Source organism: Roseibium sediminis, assembly GCF_008711325.1.
Classification (GTDB): Bacteria; Pseudomonadota; Alphaproteobacteria; order Rhizobiales; family Stappiaceae; genus Roseibium; species Roseibium sediminis.
In genome coordinates this window covers 207,027-225,294 of record NZ_VXDB01000001.1, presented here as the reverse complement: position 1 = coordinate 225,294, position 18,268 = coordinate 207,027, and the positions used below count along the sequence as shown (strand labels likewise).

Genomic DNA, 18,268 nt, shown 5'->3' with positions numbered 1-18,268 from the left:
GAACCGGGTTCAGCCTGAGCGCGAGGGGGCCGGACGCGAAAACATGGCCGGGTAGTGGCCAACGGGCAGGAATATGGCTGACTATTATTCGATTTTGAAGAAAACGATCGCGTCTTTGCCGGAAAGCAATGGAGCCGCCCGCCGCAGCGTCTATAGCCGTGCCCGAAACGCTATTGTCAGCCAGCTCAAGGCCTATGAACCGCCGCTGACACCTTCCGAAATCACTGCTGAACAGCTGAGGCTGGAAGAAGCCATTCGCAAGGTTGAAGCGGAAGCCGCCCGCGAAGCGCTCGGATTGTCGCCATCACCGAAAGCTGAACCCAAGGTGGCTCCTCCCGTGGAGACGGCCGCGCCGGTTGCTCCGCAGCCAGAGCCGGAAGAGGAACCTGAAGAGGAGGTGGCTGAAGCTGCCCCGCCTCCGCCACCAGCTATCGAAGAAAAGCGCCGTCCAGCTGACCCCGCGCCGGTAAACGCTCCCTCTCCGTTGAAAAAGGAAGTGGAAGAAGCGGGTCGCCTTGGCAGCGCTTCCCATGAAGCGGTTCAGAACGCTCGCGAAGCATTTGATGCGCCTCTGGGTGTCGATAAGAAGTCGGAAGGCCGAAAGGAGCCGACGCTCGGTGGGGCCATGCCTGCTCAGCGGGCAGATGAGGCTTCTGACGAGGAAGAGCTCTTTGCCGATGATGATCTGGGTGATGAGCTCGATGAGCCAAAGGTCGCTCCAGCCCCCAAGACGCGGGATCGCCGCCGCGATACACGGGATCGCAAAAGCGCATCAGCAGCCCTTTCCAAGCGAGGGGGGCAGCGCTCGTCCAGCATGGTGCCGATCGCACTGGCCGCAGTTCTGGCAATAGTGGTTGCCGCCATCTCCTATGTCATTTTTGTTCCGCAGGATGAAGCAGCCGAGAGCGGCAATGCACCTGCGCCGATTGCATCGGTGACACCGGAGCAAAGCGAGCCGCAGCAGGCTGAAGAAGAGCCCGCGTCCTCGAAAAACACAGATCGCCTGCTCGATGATAACGGTGAACCTGCAGCTGCGCCTGATGCGCGCTCCGTGACGACAACTTTGATTACACCTGGCCAAACCGAAACGGTCATTGTCGAACCCCAGCCGTCTGCTAATCCATTGCCGAGCCTGTCCGAAGAACCTGCCGCGCCTGAAGGCATCCCGGACCAGCCTGCTGGCGGCACGGAAACGGCCAATGCATCGTCAACCGATGCGGATCCGGCGACATCCACGCAGGCAAATGCCGGCAGTGCGCAGCGCTCCATCCTTTACGAGGAAGGAGAGGACGCGAATGGTTCCGGTTCTGCTTCGCAAGGTGCCGTGGTCTGGTCGCTTGAAGATGAAACCGATCTCAGCGGCAAATCGCAAAAGGTTCTGATTGCCGATGTCAGCATCCCGGATCGCAACGTCTCGGTGAATGTCCGCATCAAGCCGAATGACGACACATCCCTTCCGGCAAGCCATCTGGTCGAAATCAAATATGATTTCCCTGAGGGCTATTCGTCGGGCGACGTGGTGAATGTTCCCGGACTGGTGATGAAGCCGACCGAGGAAGCGCGCGGCGATGCTCTGCTCGGCGCATCGGTCAAGGTTTCACCGGGCTATTTCTGGATTGCGCTCTCCAGTCTGACAAGCGAGAGGGACCGCAATCTCGGTCTCTTACGTGAACGCGGCTGGATCGATATTCCAATGCTCTATGACAACGGCAAGCGCGGAATTCTGACCCTTGAAAAAGGGCGTATCGGTGCTGACCTCGTAGATCAGGCGATTTCTGCGTGGAACGCCGGCTAATCGGTCTTTGGTACAAGTTTGTCGATTTTTGCGGCGGAATCTCCAGCGATTCCGCCGTTTCTGTTTGAAAATCCGGTTGGTGGTCTATCGAACTCTTGCCAATTCGAGCCCGAACGTGCATGGTCCCCAGCGGTCCGAGGGGTGTTCCGACAAGGAACTGAGACAGCTGAGCTGAACCCTTAGAACCTGATCCGGGTCATGCCGGCGAAGGGACGGAAACCTTAGCCTAATCCCGGATCTCCAGTGTCAGTTTCGGTTATTTCCGAAGACGGGAGATCCTTGTTTTGGTCACGCAGAAAACGCCGTCTGGCGTTCGGCCATTTGTTCATACTCGCGGACCCGCATCCCGGGAGTCCTTGGCGTGGAAGCGCCTTGGCTGGCCGCTCGTGCGCATCCTCGTCGGCACGGCTCTCTTTCTGGCTGCGTGGGAGCTTCTTGTTCGTGCTCTTGGTATTCCGCCTTTCATGCTGCCGGGGCCGTTGCAGGTCCTTGGCGCCTTTGAAACGCGCGGCTGGTTCCTTCTGGAACATGCAGCAATCACTGCTCAGGAAACCGTGCTTGGCTTCATTCTTGGAGTGATCGCGGGGTCGATGATCGCCATTTTGATGTGGCTTTTTCCCATCGCTCGCCGTGGTCTTCTTCCGGTTGTTCTGATGACACAGGCGCTGCCGGTCTTTGCCATTGCCCCCATTCTCGTGCTGTGGCTGGGGTTCGGACTTGCGTCCAAGATCGTCATGGCCGTTCTTGTGATTTTCTTTGCCGTGACATCGACTTTTTATGACGGGTTGCGCCGGGCCGATCCCGGATACTCCGACCTTGCGCGCCTCTACCGGGTCGGGCGGGTAAAGGAGTTGATCTATTTCCGAATTCCCGCCGGACTTCCCGCCCTTGCATCCGGTATCCGAATTGCCGCGGTTTTTGCGCCCATCGGCGCAATCGTTGGCGAATGGGTCGGCGCAAAGGGTGGTCTTGCCTTCATCATGCTCCAGAGCAATGCACGCATGCAGACCGACATGATGTTTGCGGCGCTGATCCTGCTGGCACTGATGGTTCTCACGCTCCGCTTCACCGTGGAGTATCTCACCCGATTGATGGTTCCCTGGCAGGTCGAGGAATGACCGCCATATTCTCCGGAGGTGTTTTAATGACACATCGTTTGAAGGCAGGGCTTGTTGCTCTTGCTCTCACTTTTTCAACCCCGGCACTTGCAGCCGAAAAGCTGACGGTTCTGCTGGACTGGTTCACCAATCCGGACCATGCGCCGATCATCACGGCTAAGGCGAAGGGCTTCTTTGAGGCCGAGGGGCTGGATGTCGAGCTGATCGAACCGGCCGATCCGGCAATGCCGCCGAAGCTCGTCGCTGCAGGGCAGGGCGATATCGCTATTTCCTATCAGCCGACACTGCACGCGCAGATCGATGAAGGACTGCCGGTGAAGTGGATCGGAACCCTCGTTGAAACACCGCTCAATTCCCTGATCGTTCTTGAAGACGGTCCGATCCAGAAGCTGGAAGACCTCAAAGGCAAGAAGATCGGCTTTTCGGTATCCGGTTTTGAGGATGCCATGCTCGGTCAGATGCTGAAGTCTGTCGGTCTCTCGGTCACCGATGTTGAGCTGATAAACGTCAACTTCGCCCTTTCGCCGTCGCTGATGTCCGGCCAGGTTGATGCGGTCATCGGCGCGTATCGCAACTTCGAGCTCACGCAAATCGAGCTGGAAGGCAAGAAGGGCAAGGCCTATTTCCCGGAAGAACATGGTGTGCCGATTTTTGACGAGCTGATCTATGTCGTGCATCAGGACAAGACGGACGATCCGCGGTTTGCCAAGTTCCTTGCTGCCGTTGAAGCTGCAACGATCTACCTGACAAACCATCCCGATGAAGCCTGGGAAGCCTTTATCGAGGCCTATCCGAACCTTGATGACGAACTGAACAGTCAGGCCTGGTACGACACGTTGCCACGTTTTGCCAAACGCCCAGCTGCCTTGGATGAAGGCCGCTACGAGCGGTTCTCGGCATTCATGGCTGAAAACGAGCTGATTTCCAAAGTGGTTCCGGTAGAAACCTACGCTCAGGAAATCCGCTGAGTCTCAAGCTTCCGATATCTTTCAAACAAAAAAGCCGCCGGAGCAATCCGGCGGCTTTTGAACTATTGGGCCCTTGAGGTCAGTGTGCGGGAAGTTCCAAACCCTTTGCGCTGTTCTTAACGGCCTTCTGGACCTTCTCGAATGCGCGGACCTCGATCTGGCGAACTCGTTCGCGGCTGACGCCAAACTCGGCAGAAAGATCTTCCAGCGTCATCGGGTCTTCCGACAAGCGGCGCGCGGTAAAGATGCGACGCTCGCGCTCGTTCAGCTCGTCCATTGCCTGCGTGAGGAGCGCGCGGCGTTGATCCAGCTCTTCCTGATTGGCCAGAAGAGTTTCCTGACTGTCGCTCTCATCGACGAGCCAGTCCTGCCATTCACCCGCGTCAGCTTCCGCGCGTACAGGCGCGTTCAGGCTGGCATCGCCGCCAAGGCGGCGGTTCATGGAAATGACCTCTTCCTCGCTCACGCCGAGCTTGGTCGCGATTTCCTGAACCTGTTCGGGCTTCAGATCCCCCTCGTCGAGGGCCTGAATCTTGCCCTTCAGGCGGCGGAGATTGAAGAACAGGCGCTTCTGGTTGGCGGTCGTGCCCATTTTGACCAGCGACCAGGAACGAAGAATGTATTCCTGAATGGCGGCCTTGATCCACCACATGGCGTAGGTCGCAAGGCGGAACCCCTTGTCGGGCTCAAAACGCTTTACGGCTTGCATGAGGCCAACATTGCCTTCGGAGACGACTTCGCCGAGCGGCAGGCCGTAGCCACGGTATCCCATGGCGATCTTGGCAACGAGGCGGAGGTGAGAATTGACTAGACGTTCGGCTGCTTCCGGGTCCTCATGCTCCTTGTAGCGCTTGGCGAGCATGTACTCTTCCTGCGGCTGCAGAAGCGGGAACTTCCGGATTTCATCGAGGTAGCGGCTCAGTCCGCCTTCCCCGGCTGTCAGCATTGGTACGTTCTGGGCCATAGAATGCGCCCCCTTTCTCCCAAAAAATGGCGCGTTCCCTTTTTTGTTTCACCTCTCTCCTCCTTCAGGAGCGATCAGAAGTGACAAGGCGAACGCGTTCATCCAGACGTCCGATAACGGCACGTCATTCGCTTATATAAGCAAGAATACGCCAATTACATGACCCTTGAACGAAATTGAATTCTAATATTTTTGTAATGTTGATAATAGCTGTTTGAAATCAGCAGGGTAAGGGCTCTCAAATCTCAGTGTTTCACCGGTGAGAGGATGTGCGAAAGCCAGCAGTCCAGCGTGGAGAGCCTGCCGTCCGAACCCGTCAATACAGGATTTCAACGGGTCTTCCAGCCGCTTTGTCTTGGTCTTGAAACCCGCGCCATAGTCCATGTCGCCGATCAGTGGGTGACCGATATGCGCCATGTGAACACGGATCTGGTGGGTCCTGCCGGTTTCCAGGCGGCATTCCAGCAAGGAGGCGAGAGCTTCATCTGCCTTGTCGCCAAAGCGTTCCTTGACCTGCCAATGGGTAATGGCATGTCTTCCGGCCGTCTTCACCACGGCGATTTTCTGTCGGTTTGCGAGGGAACGCGCCAGATTGGCGTTGATCGTGCCCTTCAGGCTGCTCGGCGCGCCCCAGACAAGAGCCGAATAAGCGCGTTCAAGCGGTCCCGTCTTGCCGTGATCGGCGAATTGTTCCGATAGCCCCTTATGCGCGAGATCGGTCTTGGCGACGACGAGCAGGCCTGTTGTGTCCTTGTCGATACGATGCACGATGCCGGGCCGCTTAACCCCGCCAATTCCGGAAAGGCTGTCGCCGCAATGGTGGATGAGCGCATTGACCAGTGTACCCGTCCAGTTTCCGGCTCCGGGATGAACCACCAAGCCGACAGGCTTGTCGATGACGATCAGATGTTCGTCTTCAAAAACGATCGACAGCGGAATGTCTTCGCCCTGCGGTTCGGCATCCTCCGGTTCGGGCAATGTCATGACAAGCTCGTCACCGTCATTGACCCGGTGTTTGGGCTCCACTATTTTGCGCCCATTGATGGTGACCTCACCGCTCTTGATCAGGGCCTGAACGCGGTTTCGGCTCAGTGTGTCAACCCGGGCGGCCAGAACGGCATCCAGCCGTTTGCCGTGGTCATCCGTTTCAACCTTCACAGAGAAATTCTGGTCCAGCTCGGCCGGATCATCCGGAGTACTATTTGCCATGAGTCATCCTGAATTGCGTGACGTAGACCAGGAAGAGGCACCGCTCGATCCGGCTGCACAGAGACTGCAGGCCAAGCTGCGCCGTCTTCTGCTCGGATCATCGCTGATCATGTTTCTGGGCTTCATCGCTGTCTTCGCAGCTATCATGTACAAGATCAATGCCTCCGGTGGGAGTGCCGCCGAAGGTTTTGCAGAAACGATTGCTCTGGCGCCCGGGTCGACTGTGGAAAGCGCAACGCTTTCCGATGGTGTGCTGGTTCTTCTGGTACGCAAGGAAAACGCGACGTCGGTTGTGTATGCCGACGCCCGAACCGGTGCGGTGCTTGGCACAACCGGCTTTGTTGGCCGCTGAAGTTATAAACAGGGCAATTGAAAAAAACTCGTTTAAGGGGGTTGCGCAGGATCGCAGACCCCCTTATACGCACCATCCATCGACCGGCGGGAAACACCGCCGCACGAGAGTGCGCCCATCGTCTAGCGGTCTAGGACGCCGCCCTTTCACGGCGGAAACACGGGTTCGAGTCCCGTTGGGCGTGCCATTTCTTTTCCGGAAATTGGTAGTTTGATGTCAGACGCCTTCGGTGTCTTCGATCTTTCCTGTCTCGATAATCTCGACATCGTTTTCGCGGGCTATTTTCGCCAGATGTCGCGAAGGACAGTCATCCGTGACGAATGTGTTGACCTGAGAGAGATGCCCGACGCGGACAGGCGCGGTCCTTTCGAACTTTGTGCTGTCAGCCGCCAGAATGACGTGCCGCGCGTTTTGCATGATGGTCTGTGTGACTCTCACTTCGCGGTAATCGTAGTCGAGCAGGGAGCCGTCCGGATCAATGGCCGAAGCCCCTATCACCGCAAAGTCGACCTTGAACTGTTCCATGAAATCCACGGCGGCTTCACCGACAATTCCGCCGTCGGCATGGCGCACCACGCCGCCCGCAATCACAACCTCGATCTGGGAATACCCGCGCATGAGGCTGGCAACGTTGATGTTGTTGGTGATCACCATCAGGCCCTGATGCTGGAGCAGCGCCTGGGCAACAGCTTCCGTGGTGGTGCCGATGTTGATGAAGAGCGAAGCGTTGTCGGGGATCATCGTTGCCACGCGGGTGGCGATGTCGGCTTTCTCGCGGCTGGAAATGATGCGGCGCGCCTCATAGCCAACGTTCTGGACACCTGAGGACAGAAGGGCGCCGCCATGGGTGCGTGCCAGCAGGCGGCGGTCACACAGCTCATTCAGGTCCTTGCGAATGGTCTGCGGGCTGACTTCGAAGCGTTTTGCCAGCTCATCGACACTCACCCGGCCATTTCGTCGGGCAATTTCGAGAATTTCGTTGTGTCGGGGAATGAGCATTATGCGGTCGTGCCGGTTACAGTGTTGTCTGCGCGGATCGTGTTCCGGTCACTCAGGCAACATCCTTCTTGTTCTGTTTCGTTGTTTCCGGCTCGTGTCCGGGTGCCTCGCCGGTTTCTTCGGTTTCAATGGCTGAAACCGGGTCTGCCTTCATGGACGTGTTGGAGTTTTCTGCTTTTGCAGCCGTATCCTGACGATTGCTTGCCCTGACGATCTTCCGCACAAGTGCGTGGGCTGAGGAGCCATCTTGCGAGGTGGGTACGGCAGATGTCTTTGTTGCATCTGTTTGAGCAGAGTCCGCAGTGTTTGCCGAAGGCTTGCCGGATGACAGTTTGGCACGGTCGGCTTCCGGCAGTTGTTCTCTTGCAAAGGTAATGAGGTTGTTTCGCAACGCGGTCAACCGTGAGGCGTTATGCAGGTCGGTGCGATACTGGCGCAGCTTGATCCGGGCCCGTTTTAGCGCGCGCTCGCGGTCGGACACAAGCGCCTGAAGGCGGGCCTTGTCTTCAATGGCTTCCTTCAGTTCCACCTCAACCGGTGAGGGGGCGTCCCCTGTACTCGTGCACGATATTTCGGATTGGGCGATGAGCCGCGTAACTTCGCTTTGGGCTGCGATGTATTTGGCTTCAATATTGATCAGCTGCTTTTCAAGATCCTGAATGACGGCACTCTGGTCCGCCGGGTCAATATCGGCGAAGACGAGGTCTTCCGTTGCATCCTCGTATTTGGACAGGCGTGCCTGCAGGGCTGCTATTTGCGTTTCGAGGCTTGCGATCGTGGCCTTTGCCTCGTCGCTTTCCAGTGGTGTCTGAAGAACGAGGGGTGCCGGGCTCTCCTGGTTTTCCGAGGAAGCGGACTGAATTGCATCGCGTTCCGCCTCAAGCGTTTTGGCCGCGTCCTGGGAATGCTTCAGGCTTTCTTTCAGCTTTTGCAGTTCCCGCTTCAGCTCATCAGAGGAGGACTTGCTTTCAAGTTCGGCTGCTTTCCTCTCCTCACGGATCCGTTCCAGCTCCTGCTCGTGCTGCGATCTTGTGCGGATCAGCTCGGACCGCAGGTTGCCGGAGACGAGTTTTTCTTCTGCGGTCCGGTGACGTTCGTCGGCAAGGGCGCTTTCCAGCCGCCGACGATCTACAGCGTGTTGGGCAAGGGCTTGGTCCTGTGAGGCTCTGACTTCGGCATAGGTTGTCGGGTTGACAGCTTCATAGGCTTCGCGTGTCAGCCGCACGGCGCGCCTGTAAAATGCCGGAAGAATGGCAAGGCACAGGAGGCTCGCGACGAAGAAGCCCAAGGCTATATACATCGCCGCTTCAATCACGATCTGCTCTCCGGCGCCATTCCTGTACCCATCTCCAGTCCAACTACCTCAGAGACAGCCAAACACATAACATGTGAGATTATCTATCTAAAAATGCTGATTCAACCGCAGACCCTATCTTAGAACGGGTTCCATGTCGGCTGCGGAGTGAATTTCAGATATCCCATATTGAGGCCAAGGCGTGCGCCAACCCCTGCGCGGATAGGCACCAGTACGACGTCATGGTTGCTCAAAACGGTCATGCCGACGCCGCCGATGAGGTAGGCCGAGCCGTTGACCCCGAGGAAACGCTTGTAGATCGCGTCGGTGGCCGGAAGATTATAGACAAGCATCATGACCCTTGCGCCATCGGCACCGAAATCCCAGCCAACTGAGGGGCCCTGCCAGAAGACCTTGTGGTTTCCGGCGTTGCGCGTATAGAGCTCGCCTTCACCATATCTCGCCCCGGCGACAATCGCGCCGGAACCCTCCTCACCCAAAATATAGCCATTCGGCTGTCCGTAACTGGCAAAGGCCCGCTCAATAACCGAGGCAAGCCCACCTGAGACCTTGCCGAAAAACTGGTGACCAGCGGTCATAACCTGATCCTGACTATATTGTTCAGGAGTGGGTGCGCCCGAGTTGTAGGTCTGTGCGATCGTTGTTTGGGGCAGGATGGAGGCCAGAAGCGTCAGACACACGGCAATGGTTGCTGCATAAACTGTCTTTAGCGGTTTCATGTGTCTTTTTCTCCGTCCGGTTTCCGGTAAGATTGGCATAGGTGTCGTTCGGAACGCGGCGATGCCGTTACACTTATTCACTGTTTCGCCGATTCGCGGGTCATTCGTCTCATGATTTCCACGTTCTGTCTGAAAGACTGGATATCAAATCGGTCAAGGTTATGGCTTTTGCCGTTGGGGAGCGTTTTTTTCCTCTCGTTTGTTGTGCAGGGCGACAGCACGGCACAACGCTTTGTTCCCGATCCCATTGGTGGCTATGCGCTGAACGGCAATGACCCGGTTGCCTATTTTGTTGACGGCTATCCGCGAAGGGGTAGCAACGATTACAGCTACACATGGGGCGGAGCGCAATGGACTTTCGTCAATCAGGGCAACAGGGAAGCCTTTCGCCTCGCGCCCCATGCCTACGCCCCGCTTTATGCGGGATGCGGTGCCTATGCGCTGGCCGAGGGGTATGCCACGGCAGGTAATCCCACAATCTTTGCCTTTGTTGGCGGGCGCCTTGTTCTTTTCCATTCCGCAGTCAATCGCTTCCTATTTCTGGTGAACGTGGAGCTTCTTTCACAAGAGGCTGCAGAAAATGCGCGGAAAACCAGATGCGAACCTCTCCTTTGAGGGGCTGTTGTCTTGGCAGTCTCGGTCATGGTGTGTATCCATTTGGAACAGCTTGGCCGAATCAAGCGCTGACCGAAGATACAAACGTCGCAGGAAACCATGTCCGAACTTAAAGAGCTCTCGTCCCTGGATCTTTCCGCGCTCGTCGCAAGCCGAGTGTGCCACGACATCATCAGCCCGGTTGGAGCGATCACGAATGGTCTTGAGGTCCTCGACGAAGAGGGCTCGGAAGACATGCGCGAATTTGCGATGGACCTCATTCGCAAAAGCGCCCGGCAAGCTTCCGCCAAACTCCAGTTCGCGCGACTTGCTTTCGGTGCCGCAGGGTCAGCTGGTGCTGAGATAGATCTCGGTGATGCCCAGGTGGTCGCGACCGGGTTCATGGAAAATGAAAAATCAAATCTCGACTGGCAAGTCACTCGTCATTTGATGCCGAAGAACTACGTAAAGTTGTTGCTTAATCTTATCCTGATTGCAAACCAGTGCGTCCCGCGCGGAGGCGAAATCAAGGTCACGATGCAGGGTGAGCCCTCTTCACCGAGCTTCGAGCTGGTAGCAAACGGCCAAAATCCAAGAATTCCGCTTGGCATGAAAGAAACTCTTGAAGGCCAGGAGCCGGAGCGGGTCGATGCCCATTCGGTCCAGCCAATCTATACGGTTTTGCTTGCCAGAGAATGTGGAATGATTGTTGTTATTAACAAAGAGGAAGATCTTGTTAGAATTACAGCCGCTGCCAAGGCGTGATTTCTATCGATAAAACTCCTTTCCTGTTTCAGCGTATCTTAACTGTTTTGGCTCAGCCTCACTCTCATGGACACCTTGGTCCAGTCGTCCCCATGTGGGATGCGGTACCAGTAGCTAGACGGGTGAGAGCAGGCAATGGACGACCTTCTCAGGGAATTTATTACTGAGACGAACGAAAGTCTCGATGTGGTGGACGTCGAACTGGTAAAGTTCGAACAAGAACCAAACAACGCGACAATCCTCGATAACATTTTCCGGCTTGTTCATACGATCAAGGGGACGTGCGGCTTTTTGGGCCTGCCTCGCCTTGAAGGTATTGCTCACGCCGCAGAAACCCTTATGGGCAAGTTCCGCGACGGTGCTCCGGTTACACAGGAAGCTGTGTCCCTGATCCTTCGGTCGATCGACCAGATCAAGGACATTCTGGGTGATCTGGAAGCTGCCGAAGGTCAGGAACCTGAAGGCGACGACAGCGAACTTATTTCCGAGCTTGAGGCTATGTCTGCCAAGGCAGATGCGGCCATGGCCGGCGGCGGCGCTGCTCCTGCAGCTGCCGAAAAGGAGCCGGAGGAAAGCGCGGACATCGATCTTCCCGATCAGAGCCTGGACCGGCCTTTGCGCCCGGGTGAGGTGTCTCTGGATGAACTCGAACGCGCCTTCCGGGAAACCGAAGTCGAAATGGACGGCGATGCCGGCGATGCGGTAGCAGAAGCTCCGGAGCCGGAAGTTGTCGAGGCCCCTGCGCCAGCACCTGCACCAAAGCCGGCTTCTGCTGTCGTCAAAAAACCCGCGCCTGCCAAGGAAGAGGCTGCGGAGAAGAAGGACGCTGAGAAGAAGTCCGGCGGTAGTGTATCCAGCCAGAGCATCCGTGTTGCGGTCGACACGCTGGAACACCTCATGACCATGGTTTCCGAGCTTGTGCTGACCCGAAATCAGCTGCTGGAAATCGTGCGCCGTCATGAGGACAGCGAATTCAAGGTACCGCTGCAGCGCCTGTCAAACGTGACAGCAGAGCTGCAGGAAGGTGTCATGGCCACCCGAATGCAGCCGATTGGCAACGCCTGGCAGAAGCTTCCGCGTATCGTTCGCGACCTCAGCCAGGAACTTGAAAAGCCGATCGAACTGGAAATGATCGGTGCCGATACCGAACTTGACCGTCAGGTACTTGAGATGATCAAGGATCCGCTGACGCACATGGTTCGAAACTCCGCCGACCATGGTCTCGAAATGCCCGCTGCACGTCGTGCCGCAGGCAAGCCGGACAAGGGCACGATCACCCTTGCCGCGTATCATGAAGGCGGTCACATCATCATCGAGGTTCGTGATGATGGTAAGGGTCTGGATGTCGACAAGATCAAGGAAAAGGCCCTTGATCGCGGTTTGGCGACCGAAGCCGAACTGGACAAGATGTCCGACGCGCAGATTCACAAGTTCATCTTTGCTGCAGGCTTCTCGACGGCTGCTGCGATCACCAGCGTGTCCGGCCGCGGCGTCGGCATGGATGTGGTGCGCAACAATATCGAGGTGATCGGTGGTACCGTTGACCTTCGGTCTGTTGCAGGCAAGGGTTCCAGCTTCATCATCAAGATCCCGCTAACGCTTGCGATCGTCTCGACACTGATTGTCGAGGCCAGCGGTGACCGGTTTGCCATCCCGCAGCTTTCTGTGGTGGAACTGGTTCGCGTTCAGTCGAATTCCGAGCATCGTATCGAGCGCATCAAGGATACCCCGGTCCTACGTCTCCGGAACAAGCTTCTTCCGCTGGTTCACCTGTCTCATCTTTTGGGAATTGCCGAAGAAGGCCATACCGAGGATAACATCGAGACAGACAATGGCTTCATTGTCGTGATGCAGGTGGGTAGTCAGACATTCGGTGTTGTTGTCGATGGCGTCTTCCATACGGAGGAAATCGTCGTCAAGCCGATGTCCAGCATGCTGCGCAACCTCACGATGTTCTCCGGAAACACCATCCTTGGCGATGGTTCCGTGATCATGATCATCGATCCGAACGGTGTCGCCAGTGCCATGGCAAGCCATGCCTCCAGCGCGGTTACCGAGCAGAGCGAGGAAGCGGAAGAAATTCACCGCAAGGCAGATTCCAGCCAGTCTGCGATCTCCCTGCTGCTCTTCCGTGCCGGTGCACCAGAGCCAAAGGCGGTGCCGCTGTCTCTCGTCACGCGTCTCGAAGAATTCGAGGTATCGAAGATCGAGCGGTCCAACGGTCGCGATCTTGTCCAGTATCGCGGTGCCCTCATGCCGCTTGTCTATATCAACGAGGGCGACCATCACAAAACCGAGGGCACGCAGCCGATGCTGGTTTTCTCGGACTCCGGTCGCTCCATGGGCCTTGTTGTCGACGAGATTGTCGACATTGTCGAAGAGCGCATGAACATCGAAGTGGGATCGGAACGTCTTGGTGTTCTTGGTTCGGCGATCATCAAGGAGCGTGCGACAGAGATCATCGACCTTGGCTATTACCTGCCGCAGGCCTTTGAAGATTGGTTCATGCGCAAGGAGATGGATATCCAGGCGTTGACCAAGAAGGTTCTGTTTGTCGACGACTCGTCCTTCTTCCGCAACATGCTGACACCTGTTCTCAAGGCAGCCGGTTACGACGTGACCACCTGCAATGGCGCCAAGCATGCTCTGGAAGTTCTGGAAGATGGCTACAAGTTCCATGCTGTCGTCAGCGACATCGAAATGCCGGAAATGAACGGCTTCGAGTTCTGCGAAGCGCTGCGCCGCGATCCGCGGTTCCGGCATATGCCTGTCCTGGCATTGTCGTCCCTGATCACGCCGGCATCCATTGAGCGTGGCCGGCAGGCCGGGTTCGACGACTATGTAGCGAAGTTTGATCGTCCGGGTCTGATTGCAGCCCTTAAAGACGTCTTTTCTGGTGAGATGGGAGCTGCAGCATGAGTGTGCTGGAAGACAACTTCAAGGCAAGCGGTGACTCGATCCAGTATGTGACGGTTGTCATCGGAGGGCAGCTGTTCGGGTTGCCGATTTCTCAGGTGCATGACGTATTCGTTCCTGAAAGCGTAACGCGGGTGCCGCTCTCGGCACCTGAAGTTGCCGGGGTTCTGAACCTGCGCGGTCGCATTGTGACTGCAATCGACATGCGTCGCCGACTCCATCTTCCTCCCCTCAAGGAGGCCCAGATGATGGCGGTCGGGATTGAATACAAGCATGAGAGCTACGGGCTCGTCATTGATACCGTTGGTGAGGTTCTGACACTGTCTTCGAACAGTGCTGAACCGAATCCGTCCAATCTGGACAAGCGGTGGGCGGAGATCTCAGGCGGGGTTCACCGTCTGGATGGCAAGCTCATGGTGATCCTGGATGTTGACCGTCTGTTAGGTGCGATGTTCACCGAACCGATGGCTGCAGCATAATCTTAACCTGGGTTGAATGAGATCGGAGACAGACCCAATGAAACAGTGCCTTGTAGTTGATGACTCTAGCGTCATCCGAAAGGTTGCTCGCCGTATCCTCGAGGATTTGAACTTCGAGATCTCGGAAGCAGAAGATGGTCAGCAGGCATTGGATGCATGCCGTACGGCCATGCCCGATGCTATTCTGCTCGACTGGAACATGCCGGTCATGGATGGTCTGGAGTTCCTCACCAGCCTGCGCGGTGAAGAGGGTGGCGAAAAGCCCATCGTCGTTTTCTGTACAACCGAAAACGATGTTGCCCATATCGCACGTGCCATTCGTGCCGGTGCAAACGAGTACATCATGAAGCCTTTCGACCGCGAGATCGTCGAAGCCAAATTTCAAGAAGTCGGCTTGATCTAACACTCGCGACGGGAACACAGATGGCGTTTGCTCAACAACAATTAGGCGCTGGTGCGCGGCCCGGCACTGATCCCATACGGGTGATGGTTGTCGATGACGCTGTCGTTATCCGCGGCCTTCTAAGTCGATGGCTCGATGCTGATCCAGCTCTCACGGTGGTGAGTTCCCAAAGAAACGGGAAGCTGGCGGTGGAGGATATTGAAAAGAGCAACCCGGATGTGGTTGTTCTTGATATCGAAATGCCGGAGATGGACGGAATGACCGCTTTGCCGCTGATGCTGGCAAAGAAGCGTGATCTCGTCGTCATCATGGCTTCAACATTGACCCGCCGCAACGCGGAGGTCAGCCTCAAAGCGCTCTCTCTGGGTGCTTCCGACTACGTTCCGAAGCCGGAAACCACGTCAGAAGTCACAACTTCCGTCGACTTCCGCCGCGAATTGATCGAAAAGGTCAAGGCTCTGGGACAGCAGGCTCTACGGTCCCGCGCGCCGGCTGCCCCGGCTCGGGCCATGAGGGGAGAATCTGCCAGACCGCCGACACCGGCCGCTCGTTTCGGGTCAAGCCCGGCCCCAGCCGCGCCGACACCTCGTCCGGTCAATACCCGGGAAGCATTCCGGACTCCGGCTGCTCCCGCGACTACGACAGTCCTCGGAAGAGACGTCAAGTACCAGATCAAGCCATATTCGCCGACCAAACCGCGGATTTTGGCCATCGGGTCTTCGACGGGTGGGCCTCAGGCTCTCCAGCATGTGATGCGGGATATCGGATCGGTACTTGGTGACATCCCTGTGGTGGTTACCCAGCATATGCCGCCGACCTTCACCGCGATTCTTGCCGAGCATCTTGGAAAGGCCGCCTTGCGACCCTCCAAGGAAGGTGAGGACGGGGATGTCCTTAAGCCAGGACACATTTATGTGGCTCCGGGTGGAAAGCACATGATCCTCGAAAAGGAAGGGGTAGGAGGGGTTATTCGTCTGACGGATGGTCCTCCGGTCAACTTCTGCAAACCGGCGGTGGATCCGTTGTTTGAGAGCGTTGCCCGTGTCTATGGCGCGTCTACGCTTGGGCTCATCCTGACCGGGATGGGACATGATGGTGCTGATGGTGTCAGGCGTATTTCCTCTGCCGGGGGAAGCGTGGTCACACAGGATGAGGCAAGTAGTGTTGTTTGGGGGATGCCGGGCGCGGCTGCACATACGAACATGTGCAGTGACGTTTTGCCGCTCGCTGAAATTGGACCCAAAATCGCACGAGTCATTAAAGGGATGTCGCGATGACTCCGAATGAATTCGAAAATCTGAAAAAGTTCCTCAAGGACCGTTCCGGCCTCGTGCTCAGCAATGACAAGCAGTATCTTGTCGAGAGCCGTCTTCTGCCGATCGCTCGCACTGCCGGGATGGACAATCTCAGTGCGCTGGTTCAGGGGCTCCAGAAGCCGGGCAACCGCCAGCTTCAGGAAGACGTTGTCGAAGCCATGACAACGAACGAGTCTTTCTTCTTCCGCGACAAGACGCCCTTTGACCACTTCAAAGAAATCATGATGCCTCACGTGCTTGAGGCTCGGTCTTCGACGCGGTCTGTCAAAATCTGGTGCGCCGCGGCTTCCACCGGTCAGGAACCCTATTCGCTCTCCATCTGCCTGAAGGAGATGGGGCCGAAAATGGCAGGTTGGCGGACGCGTATCGTTGGCACGGATCTGTCCACGGAAGTGCTTGAGAAAGCCAAAGCCGGTATCTACAGCCAGTTCGAGGTCCAGCGTGGCCTGCCGATCCAGCTTCTCTTGAAATATTTCGAGCAGAAGGGCGACATGTGGCAGATCGATGCAGGCATCCGTGCGATGGTCGAGCTGCGCAAATTGAACCTGCTGGAGAGCTTTTCTCACCTCGGCGAATTCGACATTATCTTCTGTCGCAACGTTCTCATCTATTTTGACCAGCCGACCAAGTCTGAAATTCTGGGTCGCTTGGCAAAAGCGATGCCTGTAGACGGTTTCCTGGTGCTGGGTGCGGCAGAGACCGTGGTGGGTTTGACCGATGCGTTCAAGCCGGTTCCCGGAAAGCGGGGCCTGTTCCAGCGCAAGGAAGCCTTTGCCGCATCCACTACCGGTTCTGCCAAGACTGCAGCTGCAGGTGGATCCGCGACAACACCTGCGCGTCCGTTGGCAGCGGGTCTGGGAACTCGCGCTTAAAGCGAGCATCAAGCTACGAATTAGAGCGGTCGGAGAAATCCGGCCGCTTTTTCTTTTGGAGCAGGGCCTGGAATGGAGCGTGCCTGCCCCGATGTCGTAGTTAAGTTAAGGGCGTGCCACACGGGATCAAAGCTATGATAGGGTTGCCCTGCCTCGTGTTGTTCCGTCTCTTCGAATTGGATCGCACCGGAACCGAATTCATTCTTGGTAATGTATCAATTTCGCATGCGCGGAAAACTTGCCGCTCGACCGGCGCTGTCGATTGACTGTCGGTGACGCAGCGGGATCAGAAGGTTTGGGCTACGGAAGTTCTATTGTCAGCACTTATCGAAACCTGTATAAGGGCAACCACGTACTGGGAGTTTCGATCGGGTACTGAAACAATCGGTGGGTTTAGGGCGGCTGCAACAATTGGTGCAGTCGCCTTTTTTACATAAAGAAAAGCCCCCGCGTAGCGGAGGCTTTTGTGTCTAATTCGACAGGTTTTCCCGCAGCTTATGCGGCCTGTTCGATTTCCGGTTCGCGCAGAACATAACCACGACCCCATACGGTCTCGATGTAGTTCTTTCCGGACGTTGCCGAAGCGAGCTTCTTGCGAAGCTTGCAGATGAAGACGTCGATGATCTTCAGTTCCGGTTCGTCCATGCCGCCATACAGATGGTTCAGGAACATTTCCTTCGTCAGGGTCGTGCCCTTGCGGAGGGAAAGCAGCTCAAGCATCTGGTATTCCTTGCCGGTCAGGTGAACACGCTGGCCGCCAACTTCAACGGTCTTGGTGTCCAGATTGACCTTCAGGTCGCCGGTAACAATGACGGACTGGGCATGGCCCTTGGAGCGGCGCACGATCGCGTGGATGCGAGCCACCAGTTCGTCCTTGTGGAAAGGCTTGGTCATATAGTCGTCGGCACCAAAACCGAGACCACGGACCTTGTCCTCAATGCCCGCATTGCCCGAGAGGATGAGGATCGGAGTCTTCACCTTCGAAACGCGGAGTGTTCGCAGGACCTCATAACCGGACATGTCCGGAAGATTGAGATCCAGCATAATGATGTCATAATCGTACAGCTTGCCGAGGTCGATGCCTTCCTCGCCAAGATCTGTCGTGTAGACGTTGAAGTTCTCGGACTTCAGCATCAGCTCGATGCTTTGCGCTGTGGCGCTATCATCCTCAATCAACAATACACGCATGCCAATCCCCTTATGTTGCCTATCCTGGGCAAGTCGCAACGGCTGGTTCGGCGCCTGCTACGAAGGACTGTGTTAACCCCGACCCATGCTAGAGACTAATGGTTAACAAATTCTGTTTCCTAGCTGCAAGCGACACAAAGACGAATCTGTGAACAACGCTCAAAGTGTTGAGTCCCCAGAAAAAAACCGGGTTATCAACTCTTAAAGTTCTTGTTTAAGAAACGGGTTTAGCCGACTCTAACAAGACTCGTTTTGACAACGCTTGTGAACTTCGATTTGGCGCTCGCCCGACGACG

At 56.4% G+C, this 18,268-nt stretch carries 17 protein-coding genes, 1 tRNA gene and 1 riboswitch; of the genes, 12 read left to right on the top strand and 6 right to left on the bottom strand.

Annotation, left to right across the window (positions count from 1 at the left end; genetic code table 11):
- The first annotated feature begins 73 nt into the window (after positions 1-73).
- From F0155_RS00980 to F0155_RS00970, 3 genes are all read left to right on the top strand, one after another.
- Positions 74-1,795: a hypothetical protein gene (locus F0155_RS00980; RefSeq protein ID WP_150522605.1), complete on the top strand. Its 1,722-nt coding sequence runs from the start codon at positions 74-76 to the stop codon at positions 1,793-1,795.
- Positions 1,796-1,922: 127 nt separating this feature from the next.
- A riboswitch (TPP riboswitch) is annotated at positions 1,923-2,025 on the top strand.
- Positions 2,026-2,259: 234 nt separating this feature from the next.
- Positions 2,260-2,913 (top strand): ABC transporter permease, encoded by a 654-nt coding sequence (locus F0155_RS00975; RefSeq protein ID WP_150522756.1) that lies wholly within the window; start codon positions 2,260-2,262, stop codon positions 2,911-2,913.
- 26 nt (positions 2,914-2,939) lie between these two features.
- Positions 2,940-3,881 (top strand): ABC transporter substrate-binding protein, encoded by a 942-nt coding sequence (locus F0155_RS00970; RefSeq protein ID WP_150522604.1) that lies wholly within the window; start codon positions 2,940-2,942, stop codon positions 3,879-3,881.
- Positions 3,882-3,960: 79 nt separating this feature from the next.
- On the opposite strand, the gene rpoH is transcribed toward F0155_RS00970, so the two are convergent.
- Complete coding sequence (gene rpoH, locus F0155_RS00965; protein WP_150522603.1) at positions 3,961-4,845, bottom strand: RNA polymerase sigma factor RpoH; 885 nt, start codon at positions 4,843-4,845, stop codon at positions 3,961-3,963.
- A gap of 183 nt (positions 4,846-5,028) precedes the next feature.
- Positions 5,029-6,054 carry an RluA family pseudouridine synthase gene (locus tag F0155_RS00960; protein ID WP_150522602.1) on the bottom strand — a complete coding sequence of 342 codons (1,026 nt, stop codon included), beginning with the start codon at positions 6,052-6,054 and terminating at the stop codon, positions 5,029-5,031.
- Between F0155_RS00960 and F0155_RS00955 the strand changes: the two genes are divergently transcribed.
- Together F0155_RS00955 and F0155_RS00950 are read left to right on the top strand one after the other, a co-directional pair.
- Complete coding sequence (locus F0155_RS00955) at positions 6,053-6,406, top strand: hypothetical protein (RefSeq protein WP_150522601.1); 354 nt, start codon at positions 6,053-6,055, stop codon at positions 6,404-6,406. The genes F0155_RS00960 and F0155_RS00955 overlap by 2 nt on opposite strands.
- A 111-nt stretch (positions 6,407-6,517) precedes the next feature.
- Positions 6,518-6,593 (top strand) — tRNA-Glu (locus tag F0155_RS00950).
- Positions 6,594-6,622: 29 nt separating this feature from the next.
- Here F0155_RS00950 and F0155_RS00945 read toward each other — a convergent pair.
- From F0155_RS00945 to F0155_RS00935, 3 genes are all read right to left on the bottom strand, one after another.
- Positions 6,623-7,405 (bottom strand): DeoR/GlpR family DNA-binding transcription regulator, encoded by a 783-nt coding sequence (locus F0155_RS00945; RefSeq protein ID WP_192913728.1) that lies wholly within the window; start codon positions 7,403-7,405, stop codon positions 6,623-6,625.
- Between the two features lie 52 nt (positions 7,406-7,457).
- Positions 7,458-8,720, bottom strand: a complete 1,263-nt coding sequence (locus F0155_RS00940; RefSeq protein ID WP_150522599.1) for a coiled-coil domain-containing protein — start codon at positions 8,718-8,720, stop codon at positions 7,458-7,460.
- Between the two features lie 119 nt (positions 8,721-8,839).
- Positions 8,840-9,439 (bottom strand): DUF1134 domain-containing protein, encoded by a 600-nt coding sequence (locus F0155_RS00935; RefSeq protein ID WP_150522598.1) that lies wholly within the window; start codon positions 9,437-9,439, stop codon positions 8,840-8,842.
- 174 nt (positions 9,440-9,613) lie between these two features.
- Between F0155_RS00935 and F0155_RS00930 the strand changes: the two genes are divergently transcribed.
- From F0155_RS00930 to F0155_RS00900, 7 genes are all read left to right on the top strand, one after another.
- On the top strand, positions 9,614-10,054 hold the full coding sequence (locus F0155_RS00930) for a YHS domain-containing (seleno)protein (RefSeq protein WP_150522597.1): 441 nt from the start codon (positions 9,614-9,616) through the stop codon (positions 10,052-10,054).
- Between the two features lie 99 nt (positions 10,055-10,153).
- Positions 10,154-10,798 (top strand): histidine phosphotransferase ChpT, encoded by a 645-nt coding sequence (gene chpT, locus F0155_RS00925; RefSeq protein ID WP_150522596.1) that lies wholly within the window; start codon positions 10,154-10,156, stop codon positions 10,796-10,798.
- Between the two features lie 135 nt (positions 10,799-10,933).
- Entirely contained in the window at positions 10,934-13,717 is a 2,784-nt protein-coding gene (locus F0155_RS00920; RefSeq protein WP_150522595.1) for a hybrid sensor histidine kinase/response regulator, read from the top strand.
- Entirely contained in the window at positions 13,714-14,193 is a 480-nt protein-coding gene (locus tag F0155_RS00915) for a chemotaxis protein CheW (protein WP_150522594.1), read from the top strand. The genes F0155_RS00920 and F0155_RS00915 overlap by 4 nt, the downstream gene beginning before the upstream one ends.
- A gap of 37 nt (positions 14,194-14,230) precedes the next feature.
- The gene (locus F0155_RS00910; RefSeq protein WP_150522593.1) at positions 14,231-14,596 is read left to right on the top strand and encodes a response regulator; all 366 of its coding nucleotides are present in this window, start codon (positions 14,231-14,233) and stop codon (positions 14,594-14,596) included.
- Between the two features lie 20 nt (positions 14,597-14,616).
- On the top strand, positions 14,617-15,873 hold the full coding sequence (locus F0155_RS00905) for a protein-glutamate methylesterase/protein-glutamine glutaminase (RefSeq protein ID WP_150522592.1): 1,257 nt from the start codon (positions 14,617-14,619) through the stop codon (positions 15,871-15,873).
- On the top strand, positions 15,870-16,784 hold the full coding sequence (locus tag F0155_RS00900) for a CheR family methyltransferase (RefSeq protein ID WP_150522591.1): 915 nt from the start codon (positions 15,870-15,872) through the stop codon (positions 16,782-16,784). The genes F0155_RS00905 and F0155_RS00900 overlap by 4 nt, the downstream gene beginning before the upstream one ends.
- A 495-nt stretch (positions 16,785-17,279) precedes the next feature.
- On the opposite strand, the gene ctrA is transcribed toward F0155_RS00900, so the two are convergent.
- Complete coding sequence (gene ctrA, locus F0155_RS00895) at positions 17,280-17,972, bottom strand: response regulator transcription factor CtrA (protein ID WP_150522590.1); 693 nt, start codon at positions 17,970-17,972, stop codon at positions 17,280-17,282.
- Between the last annotated feature and the right edge of the window lie 296 nt (positions 17,973-18,268).

Excerpts from the sequence above, each read along its gene's own strand:
- F0155_RS00955 (WP_150522601.1), top strand. The coding sequence starts at position 6,053 with ATGAGTCATCCTGAATTGCGTGACGTAGACCAGGAAGAGGCACCGCTC.
- ctrA (WP_150522590.1), bottom strand. The coding sequence starts at position 17,972 with ATGCGTGTATTGTTGATTGAGGATGATAGCGCCACAGCGCAAAGCATC.
- F0155_RS00980 (WP_150522605.1), top strand. The coding sequence starts at position 74 with ATGGCTGACTATTATTCGATTTTGAAGAAAACGATCGCGTCTTTGCCG.
- F0155_RS00975 (WP_150522756.1), top strand. The coding sequence starts at position 2,260 with ATGCTGCCGGGGCCGTTGCAGGTCCTTGGCGCCTTTGAAACGCGCGGC.
- F0155_RS00960 (WP_150522602.1), bottom strand. The coding sequence starts at position 6,054 with ATGGCAAATAGTACTCCGGATGATCCGGCCGAGCTGGACCAGAATTTC.
- F0155_RS00920 (WP_150522595.1), top strand. The coding sequence starts at position 10,934 with ATGGACGACCTTCTCAGGGAATTTATTACTGAGACGAACGAAAGTCTC.
- F0155_RS00915 (WP_150522594.1), top strand. The coding sequence starts at position 13,714 with ATGAGTGTGCTGGAAGACAACTTCAAGGCAAGCGGTGACTCGATCCAG.
- rpoH (WP_150522603.1), bottom strand. The coding sequence starts at position 4,845 with ATGGCCCAGAACGTACCAATGCTGACAGCCGGGGAAGGCGGACTGAGC.
- F0155_RS00900 (WP_150522591.1), top strand. The coding sequence starts at position 15,870 with ATGACTCCGAATGAATTCGAAAATCTGAAAAAGTTCCTCAAGGACCGT.
- F0155_RS00910 (WP_150522593.1), top strand. The coding sequence starts at position 14,231 with ATGAAACAGTGCCTTGTAGTTGATGACTCTAGCGTCATCCGAAAGGTT.
- F0155_RS00935 (WP_150522598.1), bottom strand. The coding sequence starts at position 9,439 with ATGAAACCGCTAAAGACAGTTTATGCAGCAACCATTGCCGTGTGTCTG.
- F0155_RS00945 (WP_192913728.1), bottom strand. The coding sequence starts at position 7,405 with ATGCTCATTCCCCGACACAACGAAATTCTCGAAATTGCCCGACGAAAT.
- chpT (WP_150522596.1), top strand. The coding sequence starts at position 10,154 with ATGTCCGAACTTAAAGAGCTCTCGTCCCTGGATCTTTCCGCGCTCGTC.
- F0155_RS00970 (WP_150522604.1), top strand. The coding sequence starts at position 2,940 with ATGACACATCGTTTGAAGGCAGGGCTTGTTGCTCTTGCTCTCACTTTT.
- F0155_RS00905 (WP_150522592.1), top strand. The coding sequence starts at position 14,617 with ATGGCGTTTGCTCAACAACAATTAGGCGCTGGTGCGCGGCCCGGCACT.